14 protein-coding genes are annotated in these 16,860 nt (G+C 67.6%); 7 read left to right on the top strand and 7 right to left on the bottom strand.

Annotation, left to right across the window (positions count from 1 at the left end):
• Positions 1–3 precede the first annotated feature (3 nt).
• Positions 4–780 (bottom strand): ABC transporter permease, encoded by a 777-nt coding sequence (locus AB1281_RS21565; protein WP_430346950.1) that lies wholly within the window; start codon positions 778–780, stop codon positions 4–6.
• Positions 777–1,673 carry an ABC transporter ATP-binding protein gene (locus AB1281_RS21560; protein WP_430346949.1) on the bottom strand — a complete coding sequence of 299 codons (897 nt, stop codon included), beginning with the start codon at positions 1,671–1,673 and terminating at the stop codon, positions 777–779. The genes AB1281_RS21565 and AB1281_RS21560 overlap by 4 nt, the downstream gene beginning before the upstream one ends.
• A 202-nt stretch (positions 1,674–1,875) precedes the next feature.
• Between AB1281_RS21560 and AB1281_RS21555 the strand changes: the two genes are divergently transcribed.
• The 5 genes from AB1281_RS21555 (at position 1,876) to AB1281_RS21535 (ending at position 9,660) form a co-directional block, all read left to right on the top strand.
• Entirely contained in the window at positions 1,876–3,123 is a 1,248-nt protein-coding gene (locus AB1281_RS21555; RefSeq protein WP_430346948.1) for an efflux RND transporter periplasmic adaptor subunit, read from the top strand.
• Between the two features lie 102 nt (positions 3,124–3,225).
• Positions 3,226–3,915: an ABC transporter ATP-binding protein gene (locus tag AB1281_RS21550; RefSeq protein ID WP_004137569.1), complete on the top strand. Its 690-nt coding sequence runs from the start codon at positions 3,226–3,228 to the stop codon at positions 3,913–3,915.
• Between the two features lie 14 nt (positions 3,916–3,929).
• Complete coding sequence (locus AB1281_RS21545; RefSeq protein ID WP_014035671.1) at positions 3,930–5,087, top strand: ABC transporter permease; 1,158 nt, start codon at positions 3,930–3,932, stop codon at positions 5,085–5,087.
• Between the two features lie 13 nt (positions 5,088–5,100).
• Positions 5,101–6,423 (top strand): ABC transporter permease, encoded by a 1,323-nt coding sequence (locus AB1281_RS21540; protein WP_430346947.1) that lies wholly within the window; start codon positions 5,101–5,103, stop codon positions 6,421–6,423.
• Between the two features lie 411 nt (positions 6,424–6,834).
• Entirely contained in the window at positions 6,835–9,660 is a 2,826-nt protein-coding gene (locus AB1281_RS21535) for a TonB-dependent receptor (RefSeq protein WP_430346946.1), read from the top strand.
• Between the two features lie 158 nt (positions 9,661–9,818).
• Here AB1281_RS21535 and rarD read toward each other — a convergent pair whose 3' ends face one another.
• Together rarD and yedA are read right to left on the bottom strand one after the other, a co-directional pair.
• The gene (gene rarD / locus AB1281_RS21530; RefSeq protein WP_014035667.1) at positions 9,819–10,718 is read right to left on the bottom strand and encodes an EamA family transporter RarD; all 900 of its coding nucleotides are present in this window, start codon (positions 10,716–10,718) and stop codon (positions 9,819–9,821) included.
• Positions 10,715–11,620, bottom strand: coding sequence for a drug/metabolite exporter YedA (gene yedA / locus AB1281_RS21525; RefSeq protein WP_014035666.1), 906 nt, complete (start codon positions 11,618–11,620; stop codon positions 10,715–10,717). The genes rarD and yedA overlap by 4 nt, the downstream gene beginning before the upstream one ends.
• Before the next feature lie 223 nt (positions 11,621–11,843).
• On the opposite strand from yedA, the gene AB1281_RS21520 reads away from it, so the two are divergent.
• Both AB1281_RS21520 and AB1281_RS21515 read left to right on the top strand, forming a co-directional pair.
• Complete coding sequence (locus AB1281_RS21520) at positions 11,844–13,178, top strand: MFS transporter (protein WP_010486964.1); 1,335 nt, start codon at positions 11,844–11,846, stop codon at positions 13,176–13,178.
• 10 nt (positions 13,179–13,188) lie between these two features.
• Complete coding sequence (locus AB1281_RS21515) at positions 13,189–13,545, top strand: hypothetical protein (protein WP_430346945.1); 357 nt, start codon at positions 13,189–13,191, stop codon at positions 13,543–13,545.
• A gap of 74 nt (positions 13,546–13,619) precedes the next feature.
• On the opposite strand, the gene AB1281_RS21510 is transcribed toward AB1281_RS21515, so the two are convergent.
• From AB1281_RS21510 to AB1281_RS21500, 3 genes are all read right to left on the bottom strand, one after another.
• Entirely contained in the window at positions 13,620–15,272 is a 1,653-nt protein-coding gene (locus tag AB1281_RS21510) for a M28 family metallopeptidase (protein ID WP_135967516.1), read from the bottom strand.
• A 105-nt stretch (positions 15,273–15,377) separates the two neighbouring features.
• The gene (locus AB1281_RS21505; protein ID WP_430346944.1) at positions 15,378–16,310 is read right to left on the bottom strand and encodes an MBL fold metallo-hydrolase; all 933 of its coding nucleotides are present in this window, start codon (positions 16,308–16,310) and stop codon (positions 15,378–15,380) included.
• A 156-nt stretch (positions 16,311–16,466) separates the two neighbouring features.
• Entirely contained in the window at positions 16,467–16,769 is a 303-nt protein-coding gene (locus AB1281_RS21500) for a hypothetical protein (protein WP_430347023.1), read from the bottom strand.
• Positions 16,770–16,860: the final 91 nt, after the last annotated feature.

Genomic DNA, 16,860 nt, shown 5'->3' with positions numbered 1-16,860 from the left:
AGTTCAGCCGATCCGGCGCAGGCGGCGCCGTGCCAACAGCAGCGCCACCACCGTGACCGCCAGCAGCACCAGCAGATGGCCGGCGAGACTGCCGATGGATGGCAGCCCGACCACCGGCAATGCCAGCTGTGCCAGATGCCATGTCGGCCACAGCGGTGCCATCGTCGAGAACACCGTGGGCAGCGCCGACAGCGGCAGCCACAGGCCCGACAGCAGGGCCAGCGGCAGGTAGACCAGGTTGACCATCGCTGGCGCCGCACTGGCACTGACATGGCTGCCGATCAGCAGGCCGATCGCCCCCAGTGGCAGCGCCGCCAGTCCCGCCACCGCCAGCAGCTGCAGCACCTGCAGCGCGTGCAGCTGCACGCCACCGAACACCCGCGCCACGCCGATCAACAGCGATGCCACCAGCAGCGCGAACATCACCGCCATGGCCAGCCGTGCCAGCAGCGGTGCCGCCGCTGGCATCGGCAGCGCGCGCTTGAGGGTCAGCAGGCCGCCTTCGCGGTCCAGCGCCAGCTGCACGCCGAAGCCGAACAGGGCCGGGGCCATCGCACCGAACACACAGTAGGTGGCCAGCAGGTACAGCGGCGCGTGACCGCGCCCGAGCAGCACGCCGAACAGCAGGTAGAACAGCACCGGGAACAGCAGCGAGGGCACCGCGAACGCCGGCGTACGCCAGGCGCGGCGCAGTTCGGCCACCAGTTCGGCACGGTAGGGGCGCAGTACCTGCCGCCACACAGGCAGCGGTTGCCCCGCGGTGCGGATCAGGGTGTTCATGCGGCCTCCCGGGTCATGTCGAGGAAGGCGTCGGCCAGCGCCGCGCCCTGTACTTCCAGTTCGCGCAGCTGCGCATCGGCGGCCAGCAGGCGGGCCACCACCGGCTCGGCCGGGCTCGCCAGCAGCTGCAGGTATTCGCCATCGCGCTGCACCTCCTGCACGCCCGGCCACTGCTGCACGTCCTCAATGGGCAACCCACTGCGGCAACGAATCCGACGCGGCCGGTCGGCCAGGCGCAGCTCGCTCAGCGGGGCATCGGCCAATACCCGGCCCTGCTCCAGCACCACCACCTGCTGTGCCAGCGCTTCAGCTTCTTCCAGATAGTGGGTGGTCAGCAGCACGCCGCAGCCTTCGGCCACCAGCTGCCGGATCGCCTGCCACATCGCCTGCCGCGCCTGGATGTCCAGGCCGGTGGTGGGCTCATCCAGGAACAGCACGCGCGGGCGCCCACACAGGGCGATGGCGAACTGCACCGCACGCTGCTGGCCGCCGGACAGCTGGCCATAGCGGCGGCCTGCAAGCGCCTGCAGGCCAGCGCGCCGCAGCACCTCCTGCAGCGGCATCGGGTCGGGATAGCAGGCGCCGGCCTGCGCCACCAGTTCGTCCACCTGCAGCATCGGCGGCAGGCTGGTGCTCTGCAGCATCACGCCCAGGCCGATACGGCTGGCGCGCTGCTGCGGGTCGCCGCCGAGCAGTTCGACCTGGCCGGCGTCGGCCCGGCGCAGGCCCAACAGCACGCTGATCGCGGTACTCTTGCCGGCACCGTTGCGGCCCAGCAATGCCAGCACCTGGCCAGCGCGGACCTGCAGGTCGATGCCATGCAGGGCGGTATGGTCGCGGTAGCGCACCTGCACCTGCTGCAGGCGGGCCAGCGACGGGGCGATCGGATCCATGGGCGGTACCGGTAGCGGGGACGTTGCCATCCTGTGCCGCCGTGGTCACGTTTCGCAGTTGCCGCCGTCAGTGTCATCGGGTGACAGCTGTCACTGCCGTCATCGCTGTGCCTGCCTTCATGCTGTGCCGCACGCTCCACCGCCGGAACCGCCGCCGTCCGCTCTTCCGGCCACACCCGCCCGAACGCCTGTGATGGAACGAATGAACGCTTCTGCCGAGCTGTTGAAGGAACTCCGTATCGACCGCAAATCGCCGCCGCCCGCCTCCGGTGGCAGTGGCGGCGGCCGCCGCTGGCTGTGGATCGCGATCATCGTGGTCGTGGTGCTGCTGGCTGCTGTCGCCTTCGCCCTGTTCGGCCGCGCGCCGGCGGTGGACGTGGAAACCGCCCCCGCCGTGGCCATCCAGCAGGGCAGCGCCAGCAGTTCGGTGCTCGACGCCAGCGGCTACGTGGTCGCCCGGCGCATGGCCACGGTCTCGGCCAAGATCACCGGCAAGGTGCGCGAGGTGATGATCGAGGAAGGCATGCGCGTGGAGCAGGGCCAGATCATGGCCACCCTGGACCCGATCGATGCCGACGCGCAGCGCAGCCTGTATGCCTCGCAGCTGCAGGCCGCACGCAGCCAGGTCGCCGGGCTGGAGGCACAGCAGAAGCAGGCCGCCGCCGAGGCCAGCCGCCTGCAGGCGCTGGTCGGCCAGCAGCTGGTGTCGCGCTCGCAGTACGACCAGGCGGTGGCCCAGCGCGACAGCCTGCGTGCCCAGCTGGATACCGCACAGCGCAACGTCAAGGTCGCCCACGACCAGCTGGCCATCGCCGATCTGGGCGTGGACAACAACGTGGTGCGCGCGCCGTTCTCCGGCGTGGTCACCGCCAAGGCCGCGCAACCGGGTGAAATCGTCTCGCCGCTGTCGGCCGGCGGCGGCTTCACCCGTACCGGCATCGGCACCATCGTCGACATGGACTCGCTGGAGATCGAAGTCGAGGTCGGCGAGGCCTTCATCGGCCGCGTGCAGCCGAAGATGCCGGTGGAAGCCACGCTCAACGCCTATCCGGAGTGGAAGATTCCCGGCGAGGTGATCGCCATCATCCCCACCGCCGACCGCGGCAAGGCCACGGTGAAGGTGCGCGTGGCGCTGAAGGTGAAGGACCCGCGCATCGTGCCGGAGATGGGCGTGCGGGTCAGCTTCCTGGAGCAGGCGCAGCCGCAGGCGGCCGCCAAACCGCAGGGCGTGCGCGTGCCGGCGAGCGCCGTGGTCCAGCGCGAGGGCGCCTCGGTGGCCTTCGTGCTGGGTGACGAGAGCCGAGTGCAGCAGCGCACGGTCGAGGCCGGCCAGGCGATGGGCAAGGACCGCCAGATTCTCAAGGGCGTGAGCGCAGGTGAATCGGTGGTAGTGAACCCGCCGGACACGCTGCGTGATGGCACCAAGGTGCAACAGAAACAAGCGCAGTAACGGCCTGGCGCCCACGGGCGCCGCCGGCAGCACCGCTCGACGCACGCCTGCGGCCCCCGCCGTGGCGCTTCCCCGTTTCCCGCCTTCCGTGGAGAACCACCCATGTCGACCCTGGTTTCACTGCGCAACATCACCAAGACCTACCAGCGTGGCCCCGAGAAAGTGCAGGTGCTGCACGGCATCGACCTGGACATCGCCAGCGGCGACTTCGTCGCGCTGATGGGCCCGTCCGGCTCGGGCAAAACCACCCTGCTCAACCTGATCGGTGGCCTGGACAACCCCAGCGGCGGCGAGATCAGCATCGAAGGCGAGCGCATCGACCAGATGAGCGGCGGCCAGCTGTCGACCTGGCGCAGCCACCATGTCGGCTTCGTGTTCCAGTTCTACAACCTGATGCCGATGCTGACCGCGCAGAAGAACGTGGAGCTGCCGCTGCTGCTGACCCACCTCAATGCCGCGCAGCGCCGCCGCAACGCGGAGATCGCGCTGACCCTGGTCGGCCTGGCCGACCGCCGCAGCCACCGCCCGAATGAACTGTCCGGTGGCCAGCAGCAGCGCGTGGCAATCGCCCGGGCGATCGTCTCCGACCCGACCTTCCTGATCTGCGACGAACCCACCGGCGACCTCGACCGCCAGTCCGCCGAGGAGATCCTCGGCCTGCTGCAGCAGCTCAACCGCGAGCATGGCAAGACCATCATCATGGTCACCCATGACCCGAAGGCCGCCGAGTACGCCACGCATACGGTGCACCTGGACAAGGGCGAGCTGGCCGACGCGCCGCTGGCCCACTGACGGAGGCCACGGCGATGAAATACTTCTCGTTGGTGTGGGCGCAGCTGTTCCGCAGCCGTACCCGCACGTTGTTGACCCTGCTCTCCGTGGTGGCCGCGTTCCTGCTGTTCGGCATGCTCGATTCGGTGCGCGTGGCATTCACCTCCGGCGGCAGCGTGGAAGGCGCCAACCGCCTGGTGGTCGCTTCGCGGCTGTCGATCACCCAGTCGCTGCCGATCCGCCTGGAAGCCCAGGTGCGGCAGGTGGCCGGCGTGCGCGACGTGGCCTATGGCATGTGGTTCGGCGGCATCTACCAGGACCCGAAGAACTTCTTCCCGAACTTCTCGGTGTCACCCAACTACTTCGATGTCTACCGCGAGCTGCAGATCGACCCGGCACAGCTGGAGGACTGGAAGCAGACCCGCACCGGCGCCATCGTCGGCGAGACCCTGGCCAAGCAGTTCGGCTGGAAGATCGGCGACACCATCCCGCTGCAGGCAACGATCTTCCCGCGCGGCGGCAGCAACGACTGGCCACTGGTGCTCAAGGGCATCTACCGCTCCAAGGACCGTGCGCTGGCCGCCAATGAAGAACGCCAGCTGATGATGAACTGGAAGTACTTCGATGAATCCAACGACTACATCAAGAACCAGGTGAGCTGGTACACGGTGACGCTGGACAACCCGGACCACTCCTCGCGGGTGGCGCAGGCGATCGACGCGATTTCGGCCAACTCCGACCACGAGACCAAGACCCAGACCGAATCGGCGTTCCAGCAGGCCTTCGTCAAGCAGTTCGCGGATATCGGCATGATCGTCACCTCGATCATGGGCGCGGTGTTCTTCACCCTGCTGCTGTTGACCGGCAACACCATGGCGCAGGCGGTGCGCGAGCGCGTGCCGGAGCTGGCCACGCTGAAGACGCTGGGCTTCAAGGACAGCACCGTGCTGACCCTGGTGATGGTGGAGTCGGTGCTGCTGATCGGCCTGGGCGGCCTGATCGGCATGGGCCTGGCCGCCCTGATCCTGCCGGCCATCGGCCCGAAGAGCATGGGCATGCTGCCGCCACACGTGCCGACGCCGACCTGGCTGATGGGGCTGGGCCTGATCGTGGTGATCGGCATCATCGTCGGCCTGTTGCCGGCGCTGCGTGCCAAGCGCCTGAAGATCGTCGACGCACTGGCCGGCCGCTGAGGAGAACACAGACATGTTCAAGAGCAAACTCAAGAAGTGGCTGGGCAACGGCGTGACGGTGCTGCTGCTGGTGATCGGCCTGGTGCTGTGGATCAGCCTGCCGTGGATCGGCGTGCTGGCCGTGGCCGTGCTGGTGGCACTGTGGCTGCTGCTGACCCGCGGTGGGCGACTGGCGCTGGCCGCCACCCGCATCGGCGTGGCCAGCCTGCCGCAGCGCTGGGGCGCATCCTCGGTGATCGTGGTCGGCATCGCCGGCGTGGTCGGCGTGCTGGTGGCGATGCTGGCGATGGGCGAAGGCTTCCAGGCCACGCTCAACAACACCGGCGATGACACCACCGCCATCGTGCTGCGCGGTGGCTCGCAGGCCGAGACCAACTCGGTGATCACCCGCGAGCAGGTACCGATGCTGTCCACCCTGCCCGGCATCAGCCGCGATGCGCAGGGCCGGCCGCTACTCTCGCCGGAGCTGTCGCAGGTGGTCAACCTGGTGTCGAAGTCCGATGGCACCGACGTCAACGCGCAGTTCCGCGGCGTGGGCCCGCAGGCGTGGGCGGTGCATGACAAGGTCAAGATCGTCGAGGGCCGCAAGTTCGCCACCGGCCTGCGCGAGATCGTGGTCGGCCAGGGCGCCAAGGGCCAGTTCCGCGACATGGAGGTCGGCAAGACGCTGACCCTGGGCAACCAGACCTGGACCGTGGTGGGTGTGTTCGCCACCGGCGATGCGCATGATTCGGAACTGTGGACCGACGCCGATACGCTGGCCACCACCTACCAGCGCAGTGCCTGGCAGTCGATCAGCGTGCGCACCGATGGCAAACCCGGCTTCGAGCAGTTCAAGGCCGCCGTCGCCGCCGACCCGCGCCTGAAGCTGGACGTGGAAACCACTCGCGTCTACTACAGCAAGCAGGGCGGCGGGCTGACCAAGCTGATCGACATCCTCGGCAAGGTGATCGGCACCATCATGGCGGTGGGTGCCGTGTTCGGCGCGCTCAACACCATGTACGCGGCGGTGGCCACGCGTGCGCGTGAGATCGCCACCATGCGTGCGATCGGCTTCCGCGGCCTGCCGGTGGTGACGGCGGTGATGCTGGAGACGATGCTGCTGGCCCTGCTCGGCGGCCTGCTCGGTTGCGCAGTGGCGTGGCTGCTGTTCAATGGCTACAGCGTGTCCACCATCGGCAGCAATTTCAGCGCGGTGGTGTTCAAGTTCCATGTGTCGCCGGAACTGCTGTGGACCGGACTGAAATGGGCATTGGGCATCGGCCTGGTCGGCGGCCTGTTCCCGGCGCTGCGCGCGGCACGTTTGCCGATCACCACGGCGCTGCGCGAAACCTGAGCATCACGCAGCGACAGACTGCGCATCACGCAGGGGGACGGAGCGAAGGCTCCGTCCCTTTTTCGTTGGCGGGGTCAGATCCCTTCGCTACGCGAAGGGATCTGACCGCGATCTGGGTGCAGTAGATCCACGCCATGCGTGGATGGATGCGTGCACACATGCGCTGCTACAGATTGCAGGAATCCCGCCGCTATCGATGCCTCTGCCCATCGCAAACGCAGCGCGCGTGACGCTGCGCACAGCGCGTCTGTGGATTGTTGGTTGCGATTCATTTTCGCGCACATCGCGCAGCGCGGAGACAAACAGTTACGAATGGAAACATTCTAGAATCGCGCCCCCCACGTTGGTTTGCAGCACCCCACGCGCCCATAGAACGGGCGCTTGTTTTTACTGAAACACGAGATTTCACGGATGTCCCTGAAAACCAATCCGCTGCGCAACGCGATCGTCATCGCGCTGGCCGCCAGCTGCACCACCCCCGCCTTCGCACAGAGCGCCGGCGATACCCCGACCAACCTCGACCGCATCGAAATCACCGGCTCGCGCATCCGCCAGGCCAGTGTCGAAACCGCACAGCCGGTGGTCGCGCTCAACCGCGCCGAGATCGAGAAGAAGGGCTACGTCAACGTCGCCGACATCCTGCAGGACATTCCTGCCGCCGGTGCGCCGAGCATGAGCCGCGCGTCTTCGCTGACCTCCTCGCGCGACTTCGGCGGCATGTACGTCAGCCTGCGCAACCTGGGCCCGGAACGCAGCCTGGTGCTGATCGACGGCCGCCGCATGGGCGTCAGCGCCGGCGGTTACTCCGACCTGGCCTCGATCCCGTCGTCCATCGTCGAGCGCGTGGAAGTGCTGACCGACGGCGCCTCCGCGCTGTACGGCTCCGATGCCATCGCCGGTGTGGTCAACATCATCACCCGCAAGAATTTCGATGGTGGCGAAGCCAGCGTCTATGTCGGCCAGTACGGCCAGGGTGACGGCCAGAAGCGCGCCTACAGCGCGACCTTCGGCAAGACCTTCGAGCGCGGCTGGTTCAGCGTGGGCGCCGAGCGCACCAAGGAAGACGAGGTGCTGGGCAAGGACCGCGAGTTCAGCCGTTACACCAACGGCCCGCGCCACCCCAACGATGGCCTCAACGGCAATACTCCGTGGGGCTACGTCACCGTCGGTGGCAAGAACCTGACCGTGGGCCCGGGCGGCGACCCGAGCAAGGCCGGCAACTTCCATGCGCCGGACCCGGCCGATGGTGCCAACACCAAGTCGAACATGAGCCTGCTGACCGGCCTGGAACGCACCTCGGTGTTCGCCAACGGTGGCTTCTCGATCACCGACAACCTGCGCATCGTCGCCGACGCGCTGTACAGCAAGCGCGAATCGACCAAGCACCTGGCCGGTTACCCGTACTCGGTCAGCGCCGCACAAGCCCGCAATGGCAGCCGTGCCGCCCTGTCCAAGGACAGCGCGTTCAACCTGTGGGGCCAGGACGCGCTGTTCGCGCACCGCACCGAGGAACTGCCGCGCGGCACCGAGAACAACCTGGAAACCAAGCGCGCCAGCATCGGCCTGGAAGGCAGCTTCGAAACCGGTTCGCGGTACTGGGACTGGAACGTCAACTACATGTACAACCGCAACGAAGGCGAGCGCATCGGTACCGGCAGCATGTACCAGCCGCACGTCAACCTGGCCGTCGGCCCGTCCTTCATGGACGGCAACGTGGCCCGCTGCGGCGCGCCGGGCGCAGTGATCGCCGGCTGCGTGCCGTGGAACCCGGCCGCCCCGATGGGTTACACCGGCCCGGGCTCGCTGAGCAACCAGGACGTGCAGGACTACCTGTTCACCCGCTTCGTCGACAAGATGCAGAGCACCACCAAGGTCGCCAGCGGCAACATCTCCGGTTCGCTGTTCACCCTGCCTGCCGGCGACATCCTGGCCGCGATGGGCTTCGAGCACCGCAGCGAAGAAGCCAGCTACACCCCGGACACGATGGTGCAGAAGGGCGAGATCGCCGGCACCAGCGGCCAGCCGACCCGCGGCAACTACTCGCTCAACGAGGTCTACCTGGAGCTGCAGGTGCCGCTGCTGGCCGACCTGCCGTTCGCCCGCGAACTGTCGCTGGACATGGCCGGTCGCTACTCGGACTACAACAACTTCGGTTCGACCACCAACAGCAAGTTCGGCCTGAAGTGGAAGCCAATCGACAGCCTGCTGGTGCGCGCCACCTACGGCACCGGCTTCCGTGCGCCGACCGTGGATGACCTGTACGGCGGCACCGTCAGCAGCCGCGACTCGTTCACCGACCCGTGCGATACCTCCTTCGGTACCGCCGCCAGCAGCCCGACCGTTGCTGCCCGTTGCCAGGCGCTGAAGGTGCCGGCCAACTTCCGCCAGCTCAACAGCGATGGCAGCGTGGCCACCAAGCCCGGCCAGCAGGCCACCACCGATTTCAGCTCGGGTTCCAACCCGGACCTGAAGCCGGAAACCGCCAAGACCTGGACCGTGGGCCTGGTCTACAGCCCGGACTTCGTGCAGGGCCTGGACGTCAGCCTGGACTGGTGGAAGATCCGCATCGACAACGCCATCGTCGGTGAGTCGGCGACCAACATCCTGGAACAGTGCTACGTGCAGGGTTCGGATGCCGCCTGCGGCCGCTTCACCCGTGGCAGCAACGGCCAGGTCAACGCGCTGGACCGCTCGCTGGTCAATGCGGGCTACCGCGAAACCGCCGGCTATGACATCAACGTGCGCTACCGCCTGCCGGACACCGCGTTCGGCAAGTTCGCCGTCAACTGGAACACCACCTACACCGACTACCTGGAGCAGCGCAACGACAGCGCCGCCACCACCCCGGTGGAACAGCGTACCGGTTGGGCCGGCGACTTCCGCGTGCGCTCCACCTTCAACCTGGATTGGCAGTACGGCGACCTCGGCATCGGCTGGACCGCGCGCTACTACTCCAGCATGAAGGAGAAGTGCTCGTACATGGACGAGTGCAACATGCCGGGCTTCAGCTCGTCGTACACCAGCGCGTCGCCGACCAACAAGGTGGGCTCCAATACCTTCCACGACCTGCAGGTGCGTTACAGCCTGCCGTGGGATGGCACCGTGTCGCTGGGCGTGAACAACGTGTTCAACCACCAGGGTCCGATCATGTACAGCCAGCCGAACAGCAGCTTCACCTACTACGGTGGCTTCGACATCGGCCGCTTCATGTACATGAAGTACCAGCAGCGCTTCTAAGCCTGCAACCGCGTTCCCGCCACGGCCATCCCTCTCTCCTGGCCGTGGATGGAAGCAGAACGGCGCCCCTCGGGGCGCCGTTCTTTTTTCGGGAAGCGGAGTCGGATCCCTTCGCCCCGCGAAGGGCCCTGACCCCGTTCCATGCGACCCCGCCCCTGTCAGCGCCTCGCGGCGCGCATCGTGCGGATGTTGTCGCCGACAAACAGCACCAGGCCGGCCCAGATCGCGGCAAAGCCGATCGCCTTGGCGGTGTCGAACGCTTCATGGAAGAAGAACACACCCAGCAGCAGCTGCAGGCTCGGCGCGATGTACTGCAGGATGCCGACCAGCGACAGCGGAATGCGCTTCACGCCGTAGGCGAAGCCGATCAGCGGCACTGCGGTCACTGCGCCGCCGAAGATCAGCAGCAGGTCGTTGCGCCAGCCCCAGCCATGGAAGAACGCACCGCCATGGCCGTTCTCGGCCCAGATCGCGAAGGCCAGTGCCGGCAGGAACAGGTACATGCTCTCCACGCCCAGGCCGGCCACGGGGTCGACCGAAACCAGCTTGCGCAGCAGGCCATACAGGCCGAACGAACAGGCCAGGCCCAGCGCGATCCACGGCGGTGTGCCGGCATCGATGGTCAGCCAGGCCACGCCCACCGCCGCCATCGCCACCGCCACCCACTGCAGCCGGCGCAGGCGTTCCTTCAGCACCAGCACGCCCAGCAGCACGTTCACCAGCGGGTTGATGAAGTAGCCCAGGCTGGTCTCGATGACATGGCCGGCGTTGACCGCCCAGATGTACAGGCCCCAGTTGAAGGCGATGGTCAGGCTCGACACCAGCAGGATCGGCAGCGCGCGCGGCTGCGCGGCGATCTTCTGCCACCAGCCCAGGCGCGAGCTGATCAGCAGCCAGCCCAGCACCAGCACGGTGCTCCAGATGATGCGGTGGGCGATGATCTGGAACGAAGGCACCTCGTTGAGCAGGTGCCAGTACACCGGCACCAGGCCCCAGATCACGAAGGTGGACGCGGTGACCAGCAGGCCCCGGCGTTGTTCTTTCTCGTCCATGCTCATTTCTTTCGCGTCCTTGCCATCGTCAGTACCACCACACCCAGAAGAATCACCGCCATCGCCAGCAGGTCGCGCCAGCCGAAGCGTTCACCGTTGAGCAGCGCGCCGAGCAGCACCGCGATCACCGGATTGACATATGCGTAGCTGCCCGCGAGCGCCGGGCGCACGTTCTGCAGCAACCACACGTAGGCAGTGAACGCGACGATGGAGCCGAACACGCACAGGTAGGCCATCGCCAGCAGGCCACCGGTATCGGGCAGCGTGGTCGGGCGCTCGCCCACCGCCAGGCCGATCAGCACCAGCAGCACGCCGCCGCAGACCATCTGCCCGGCCGCGGTCATGAACGGGCCCGGCAGGTCCAGCCCGCGTGCCCACACCGAACCGAAGGCCCAGCCGATCGGCGCGATCAGCAGCAGCACCAGCCCCGTCGGCGAGGCGGTCAGGCTGCTGCCGGCATTGAGCCAGACCACGCCGAGGAAGCCGATGGCGATGCCCAGCCACTCACCGCGGCTGGCATGCTGGCCGCGCAGCGCCGAAAACAGCGCCATCCACAGCGGCACCGAGGCCACCGCCGTGGCGGCCAGGCCCGAGGACACCTCGCGCTCGGCCAGCACCACCATGCCGTTGCCCAGCACCAGCATGGTCACACCCATGATGACCAGGTTGCGCCATTGCCGCAGGGTTGGGTTCGGCAGCTTCCAGAACAGGCGCAGCGCAAGGAACATCAGGCCGCCGGCAATGATGAAGCGGCTGCCGGAGACCATCGTCAGCGGCAGTGCGCCGCCGTGCAGGGCCTTGGCGATGCCCAGGTAGGTCGAGCCCCAGACCACGTAGACCAGCAGCAGTGCCAGCGCGACAAGGCCACCCCGGGGGGCAGCCGCAGACGAAGAGGGGGGAGCCGACATGACACACCAGGGAGCCGGGGGAAGGCGGATTCTAGGACGTTTTGAGTATGGTCCGGGACCCCATACGGTGGCACGCTGTCATCCATCCATGCACCCTGCTCTGGTCTGCTACCCCGTGTTGACGGTCGATGCAGTACCAAGAGGGCTGCCCGGCCGCGCCGCCCCAAGGCCGGGCGCCGTTTTCCCTGCGCACGGACGCGCCGCATCGAGGATTCCCACCCAGATGAGCACCACGTCCCAACCTGCTGTCCCCGCGAACGACCGCGCCGCCCTGCGGCGGTCGATCTCCAATACCCTCAAAGGCTCCGCCGGCAACCTGGTGGAGTGGTACGACGTCTATGTGTACTCGGTGTTCGCCGTGTACTTCGAATCGCAGTTCTTCTCGCCCGACGACAAGAACTCCACGATGTACGTGTGGGCGATCTTCGCGGCGACCTTCCTGATGCGCCCGATCGGCGCCTGGTTCTTCGGCCGCTTCGCCGACCGCCATGGCCGCCGCCTGGCACTGACCGTCTCGGTCACGCTGATGGCGCTGTGCTCGTTCCTGATCGCCATCACCCCCACCGCCGCCAGCATCGGCATCTGGGCCGCGGTCATCCTGCTGTTCGCACGCCTGCTGCAGGGCTTCGCCACCGGTGGCGAGTACGGCGCCAGCGCCACCTACATGTCCGAGGCCGCCATTCCCGGCCGCCGCGGCTTCCTGTCGTCCTTCCACTACGTCACCCTGGTTGGCGGCCACGTGCTGGCCCAGCTGACCCTGCTGCTGATGCTGACCTTCTGGGGCAAGCCGGAAATCTCCGAGTGGGGCTGGCGCATCGCCTTCGGCATCGGCGGCATCGCCGCGGTGGTGGTGTTCTGGCTGCGCCGGGGCATGGATGAATCGCTGTCGGAGTCGTCCATCGAGGCCGCGCGCGAAGGCAAGGCACAGAAGTCCGGCTCGATGTACGAACTGTTCGTGCACCAGTGGCGGCCGCTGCTGCTGTGCTTCCTGATCACCGCCGGTGGCACCGTGGCCTTCTACACCTACTCGGTGAACGGCCCGAAGATGATCCAGAGCGCCTTCGCCGGCAACGACCCGATGACCGGCACCCTGATCAACCTGGGCGTGCTGGCGTTCCTGATGGTGCTGCAGCCGGTCGGCGGCTGGCTGTCGGACATCATCGGCCGCAAGACCCTGCTGGTGTTCTTCGGCGTCGGCGGCGTGCTGTACAGCTGGTACCTGATCACCCAGCTGCCGCACCAGCATGACGCCACCCTGGCCTTCCTGACCCTGGCCATGGCGTTCGTCATCCTCACCGGCTACACCTCCATCAACGCGGTGGTGAAGGCCGAACTGTTCCCCACCCACGTGCGTGCACTGGGCGTGGGCCTGGGCTATGCGCTGGCCAACTCGCTGTTCGGCGGCACCGCCCCGCTGCTGTACCAGGGCGCGCTGAAGACCGGCCACGTCGACTGGTTCGCCATCTACGTGACCGCGACGATCGCGGTATCGTTGGTGGTCTATGTGTTCTTCCTCACCAACAAGGGCCCGAACTGGCTCGACGGCACCCGCAAGTAAGCGCGTCGCCATGATCGCGGCCACCGGTGCAATGCCGGTGGCCGCAGCGTCCCCCGCCACGCCATTGATGTGGATCGCGGCGACGCTGGCCGCAGCCACGGCACTGGCCTGGCTGCTGCGCCGCCCCAGCGCGCAGGCCGCGTGGCCGCGCATCGGGTTCGGGGTTGCCTTGCTGGTGTTCTGCGTCGCGCTGGTGCTTCAACTGGCGGTGGACCTGGGCAGCGGCCACAGCTCGCTGCAACTGCGCCTGCATCGCGGTATCAATGCAGGGCCGCCAGTTGGACTACGCACGATGGTGGCGTGCTATCTGGCAGCGCTCGCCGCCAGTGGCTGGGGCGCGTGGAAGCTGCTGCGCCAGCGACGGTAGTGCCGGCCGCTGGCCGGCAACTTCATGAACCTTCGGAAAGAGCAGGGCGTTGCCGGCCAGCGGCCGGCACTACCTCAACGACGGGCCGCTTCGCTCTTGTCGCGCGCGCCGCGGAACTCCGATTCCTTTTCCCACGTCGGCCAACGGCGGCTGTTGGCCAGCTCGGCGCCCAGGTCGTAGACCAGCAGGGTGTCGGCGGCGTGGCCACTCGGGTCCCAGCTCGGCGTCCACGCATCGCAGGCCTGGTGGTAGCAGTCGGCGAAGTACTTCTCGCGCAGCGCGCGGCCGGCTTCAACCCCACCGTCCAGCTTGTCCAGGCCCGGGCCGATGGTGATCGCCGGCACGCCCAGGCGGGCGAAGGCGAAATGATCGGCGCGGTAGAAGAAGCCGGCTTCCAGGTTCGGGTCCGGGCTGTAGCTGCGGCCGCGGGCCTTGGCCACGCGTTCCAGGTCGCCTTCCAGCGACACCCGGCCCTTGCCCCACGAGGCGATGTCGCGGGTCGGGCCATCCGGGCTGAACATCTCGATGTTCAGCACCGCGGCGGTCTTGTCCAACGGCGCCAGCGGGTGCGCGGCGTAGTAGCTGGCACCCAGCAGGCCCTTCTCTTCGGCGGTCAGCGCCACGAAGTACAGCGTGCGCTGCGGTTGCGGGCCGGCAGCGAATACGCGGCCCAGTTCCAGCACCGTGGCCACGCCGGTGGCATTGTCGATCGCACCACGGCGGATGCGGTCACCCTTGGCGTCGGGCTGGCCGATGCCGAAGGCGTCCCAGTGCGCGGAGAAGATCACCGCCTCGTCGCCATGCTCGCCACCGGGCAGCTTGGCCACCACGTTGCGGGTCACCACCTGCTCGCGCTTCAGCGCGAAATCCACGCTCAGCTTGGCGTTGTCCAGCGCCACCGGGCGGAAGTCGGCGCGCATCGCCTTGCGCTTCTCCGCATCGAAGTCGAGGCCGGCGTCGGCGAAGATCGCCTCGGCCAGCTCGCGCTGCATCCAGCCACGCAGCGGGGTGTGCTGGGCCATCGCCTCGGCCTGGCCGCGCTCGATGTCGAACAGCGGCGAGGTGCCCGAGCTCTTCACCGTGGCCCAGCCATAGGCGGCCGGCGCGGTCTCGTGCACGATCAGCACGCCTTCGGCGCCACGGCGTGCGGCTTCCTCGAACTTGTAGGTCCAGCGGCCGTAGTAGGTCACCGCCTTGCCGTCGAACGCGCCCGGTGCATCGGCTTCGAAATCGGCATCATTGATCAGTACCACGGCGATCTTGCCGTGCAGGTCCACGTCCTTGTAGTCGTTCCAGTGGCGTTCCGGCGCGTCGATGCCGTAGCCGACGAACACCAGCGGCGCGTCCTTGATCTGCACGCGCTTGCGCGGCTGCAGGCTCTGCAGGGTCACGTCCACGCCATTGGCCAGCGCACGCTTGCCCTGCTTCAGCGACAGGCTGGCCTTGGCCGCGCCGTCCAGCTGCGCGCGCACCAGCGGCACCGGCTGCACCCAGCTGCCGTCCACGCCGCCCGGCTGCAGGCCATAGCTGCGGAACTGCTCGATCAGATACTGCACCGTGCGCTCTTCGCCCTCGGTGGCCGGCGCGCGGCCCTCGAATTCATCCGACGCCAGCACGCGCACATGGCGCGACAGTGCCTGCGGATCGATGCCACCACCCGGCAGGTCGTTGGCCGCATGGGCCAGGCCACCGACGAACAGGCAGGACGACAGCAGCAACACGCGCATCGGATTCACGGCAGTACCACGGCTAGCTTGGAAGTCACCAGAGTGTAACGTGGTCGTGACATCACGGCGCGGCCTGGGCCTGCGTCATCCGCGCATGGCGTGGATCTACCTGCTGATGCGGTCCAGCCAACAGGCCAGGCCCTGTGCGTTGAGCTCGATGTCCATCGCCAGCACGGCGGTCACTGCCGCCTCGTCCAGCGCACAGCCATGCAGCTGTGCACGTTCCAGGTACAGCGCCTGCAGTGCGGCCAACAGACAACGGTGGCGGTCCGGACGGCCATCGCACTGGCGGCCGATGGCGGCCATCGCATCGATCTGCTCGAACAGGTCTCCGGCCAGTTTTTCCACCTGCTGCACGCGCCCATAGTGGGTCAGGTACATCGCCTGCGGCGCGTAATCGAGCATGCGCCGGATCGAGGCCTTCATCGCCTCCGGATCGAACTGCACCGGTGATGAGGTCGGGAAGATGAAAGCGCCCTGCGCGCTGTCCAGCTCGCGGTAGGAGATACCGAACGTATCGCCGGTGAACCAGCTGCGGCTGCGCGCATCCCACACGCAGTAGTGGTGCAGCGCATGGCCCGGCGTGTGTAGCAGCACCAGCTCGCGACCAGCCAGATCGATGCGGTGGCCGTCTTCGGCCACCACCACGCGCTGTTCGGGAATCGGTTCGATGCGGCCATAGCTGCGCGTGATCTCTTCGGCGCCATACACCGCCGTCGCACCGGCAATCAGCCGTGTCGGGTCGATCATGTGCGGCGCACCGCGCGGGTGCAGCACCGCCTTCGCATTCGGCAACTGCTGCATCAGCAGCCCTGCACCGCCCGCATGATCCAGATGCACGTGGGTGAGCAGCAGCCAGTCCACCGCCTCCACGCCCAGGCCGGCATCCGCCAGCGCCTGCAGCATGGCCGGCACCGACAGGCCGGTGCCGCAGTCGACGAACGCGGCACGGCCGTTTTCAACGATCAGGTAGGCCGCGTCGAAATCCGGGCGCTGGAAGCCGGTATCGATGGTGTGGATGCTGGGGTCGGCGGTCATCGGCACGCACCTGGCAGGATCGGGAACGGACCCCCATGGTAGGCGCGCAGGCGGCCCGGGTTCGATGCGGCTTTGGTCGGGTAGTGCCGGCCGCGGGCCGGCAACGCCGGGATAGCCGGGAGAATGCATGTGCCGGCCAGCGGCCGGCACTACCGATCAGCCGTAGCGCAATGCGAACCGCGGCCGCAGCAGCAACGCCAGCACCAGCACCGCCAGGAACGCGCCGTAGGCGTACAGCACCGCCAGCACCTGCGGCCAGATCGGGCCGGCGCCAGGCTGCACCACACCGATGCGGTAGCCCCACAGCATCGACACGATGCTCAGCGCGAACGCCAATACCAGGGTGGTGCCATCGAACAGGCGCCGCCGCGCGGTGCGCGGCTGGCGCGGGAACAGCCAGTACAGGCTGCCCAGCAGCAGGAACCAGGGCAGAAACAGCAGCAGCGACAACCAGGCCATCGCAGACTCCATGTCATCGCGCCGGAGGCGCGCGGACATCATGCCATGACCTTCGTTGGCGGGTAGTGCCGGCCGCTGGCCGGCATTCCCT

Source organism: Stenotrophomonas sp. NRRL B-14846 (genome assembly GCF_050473585.1).
Classification (GTDB): domain Bacteria; phylum Pseudomonadota; class Gammaproteobacteria; order Xanthomonadales; family Xanthomonadaceae; genus Stenotrophomonas.
Note: the sequence above shows the minus strand (reverse complement) of the source record. Positions and strands in the feature narration are given on the sequence as shown.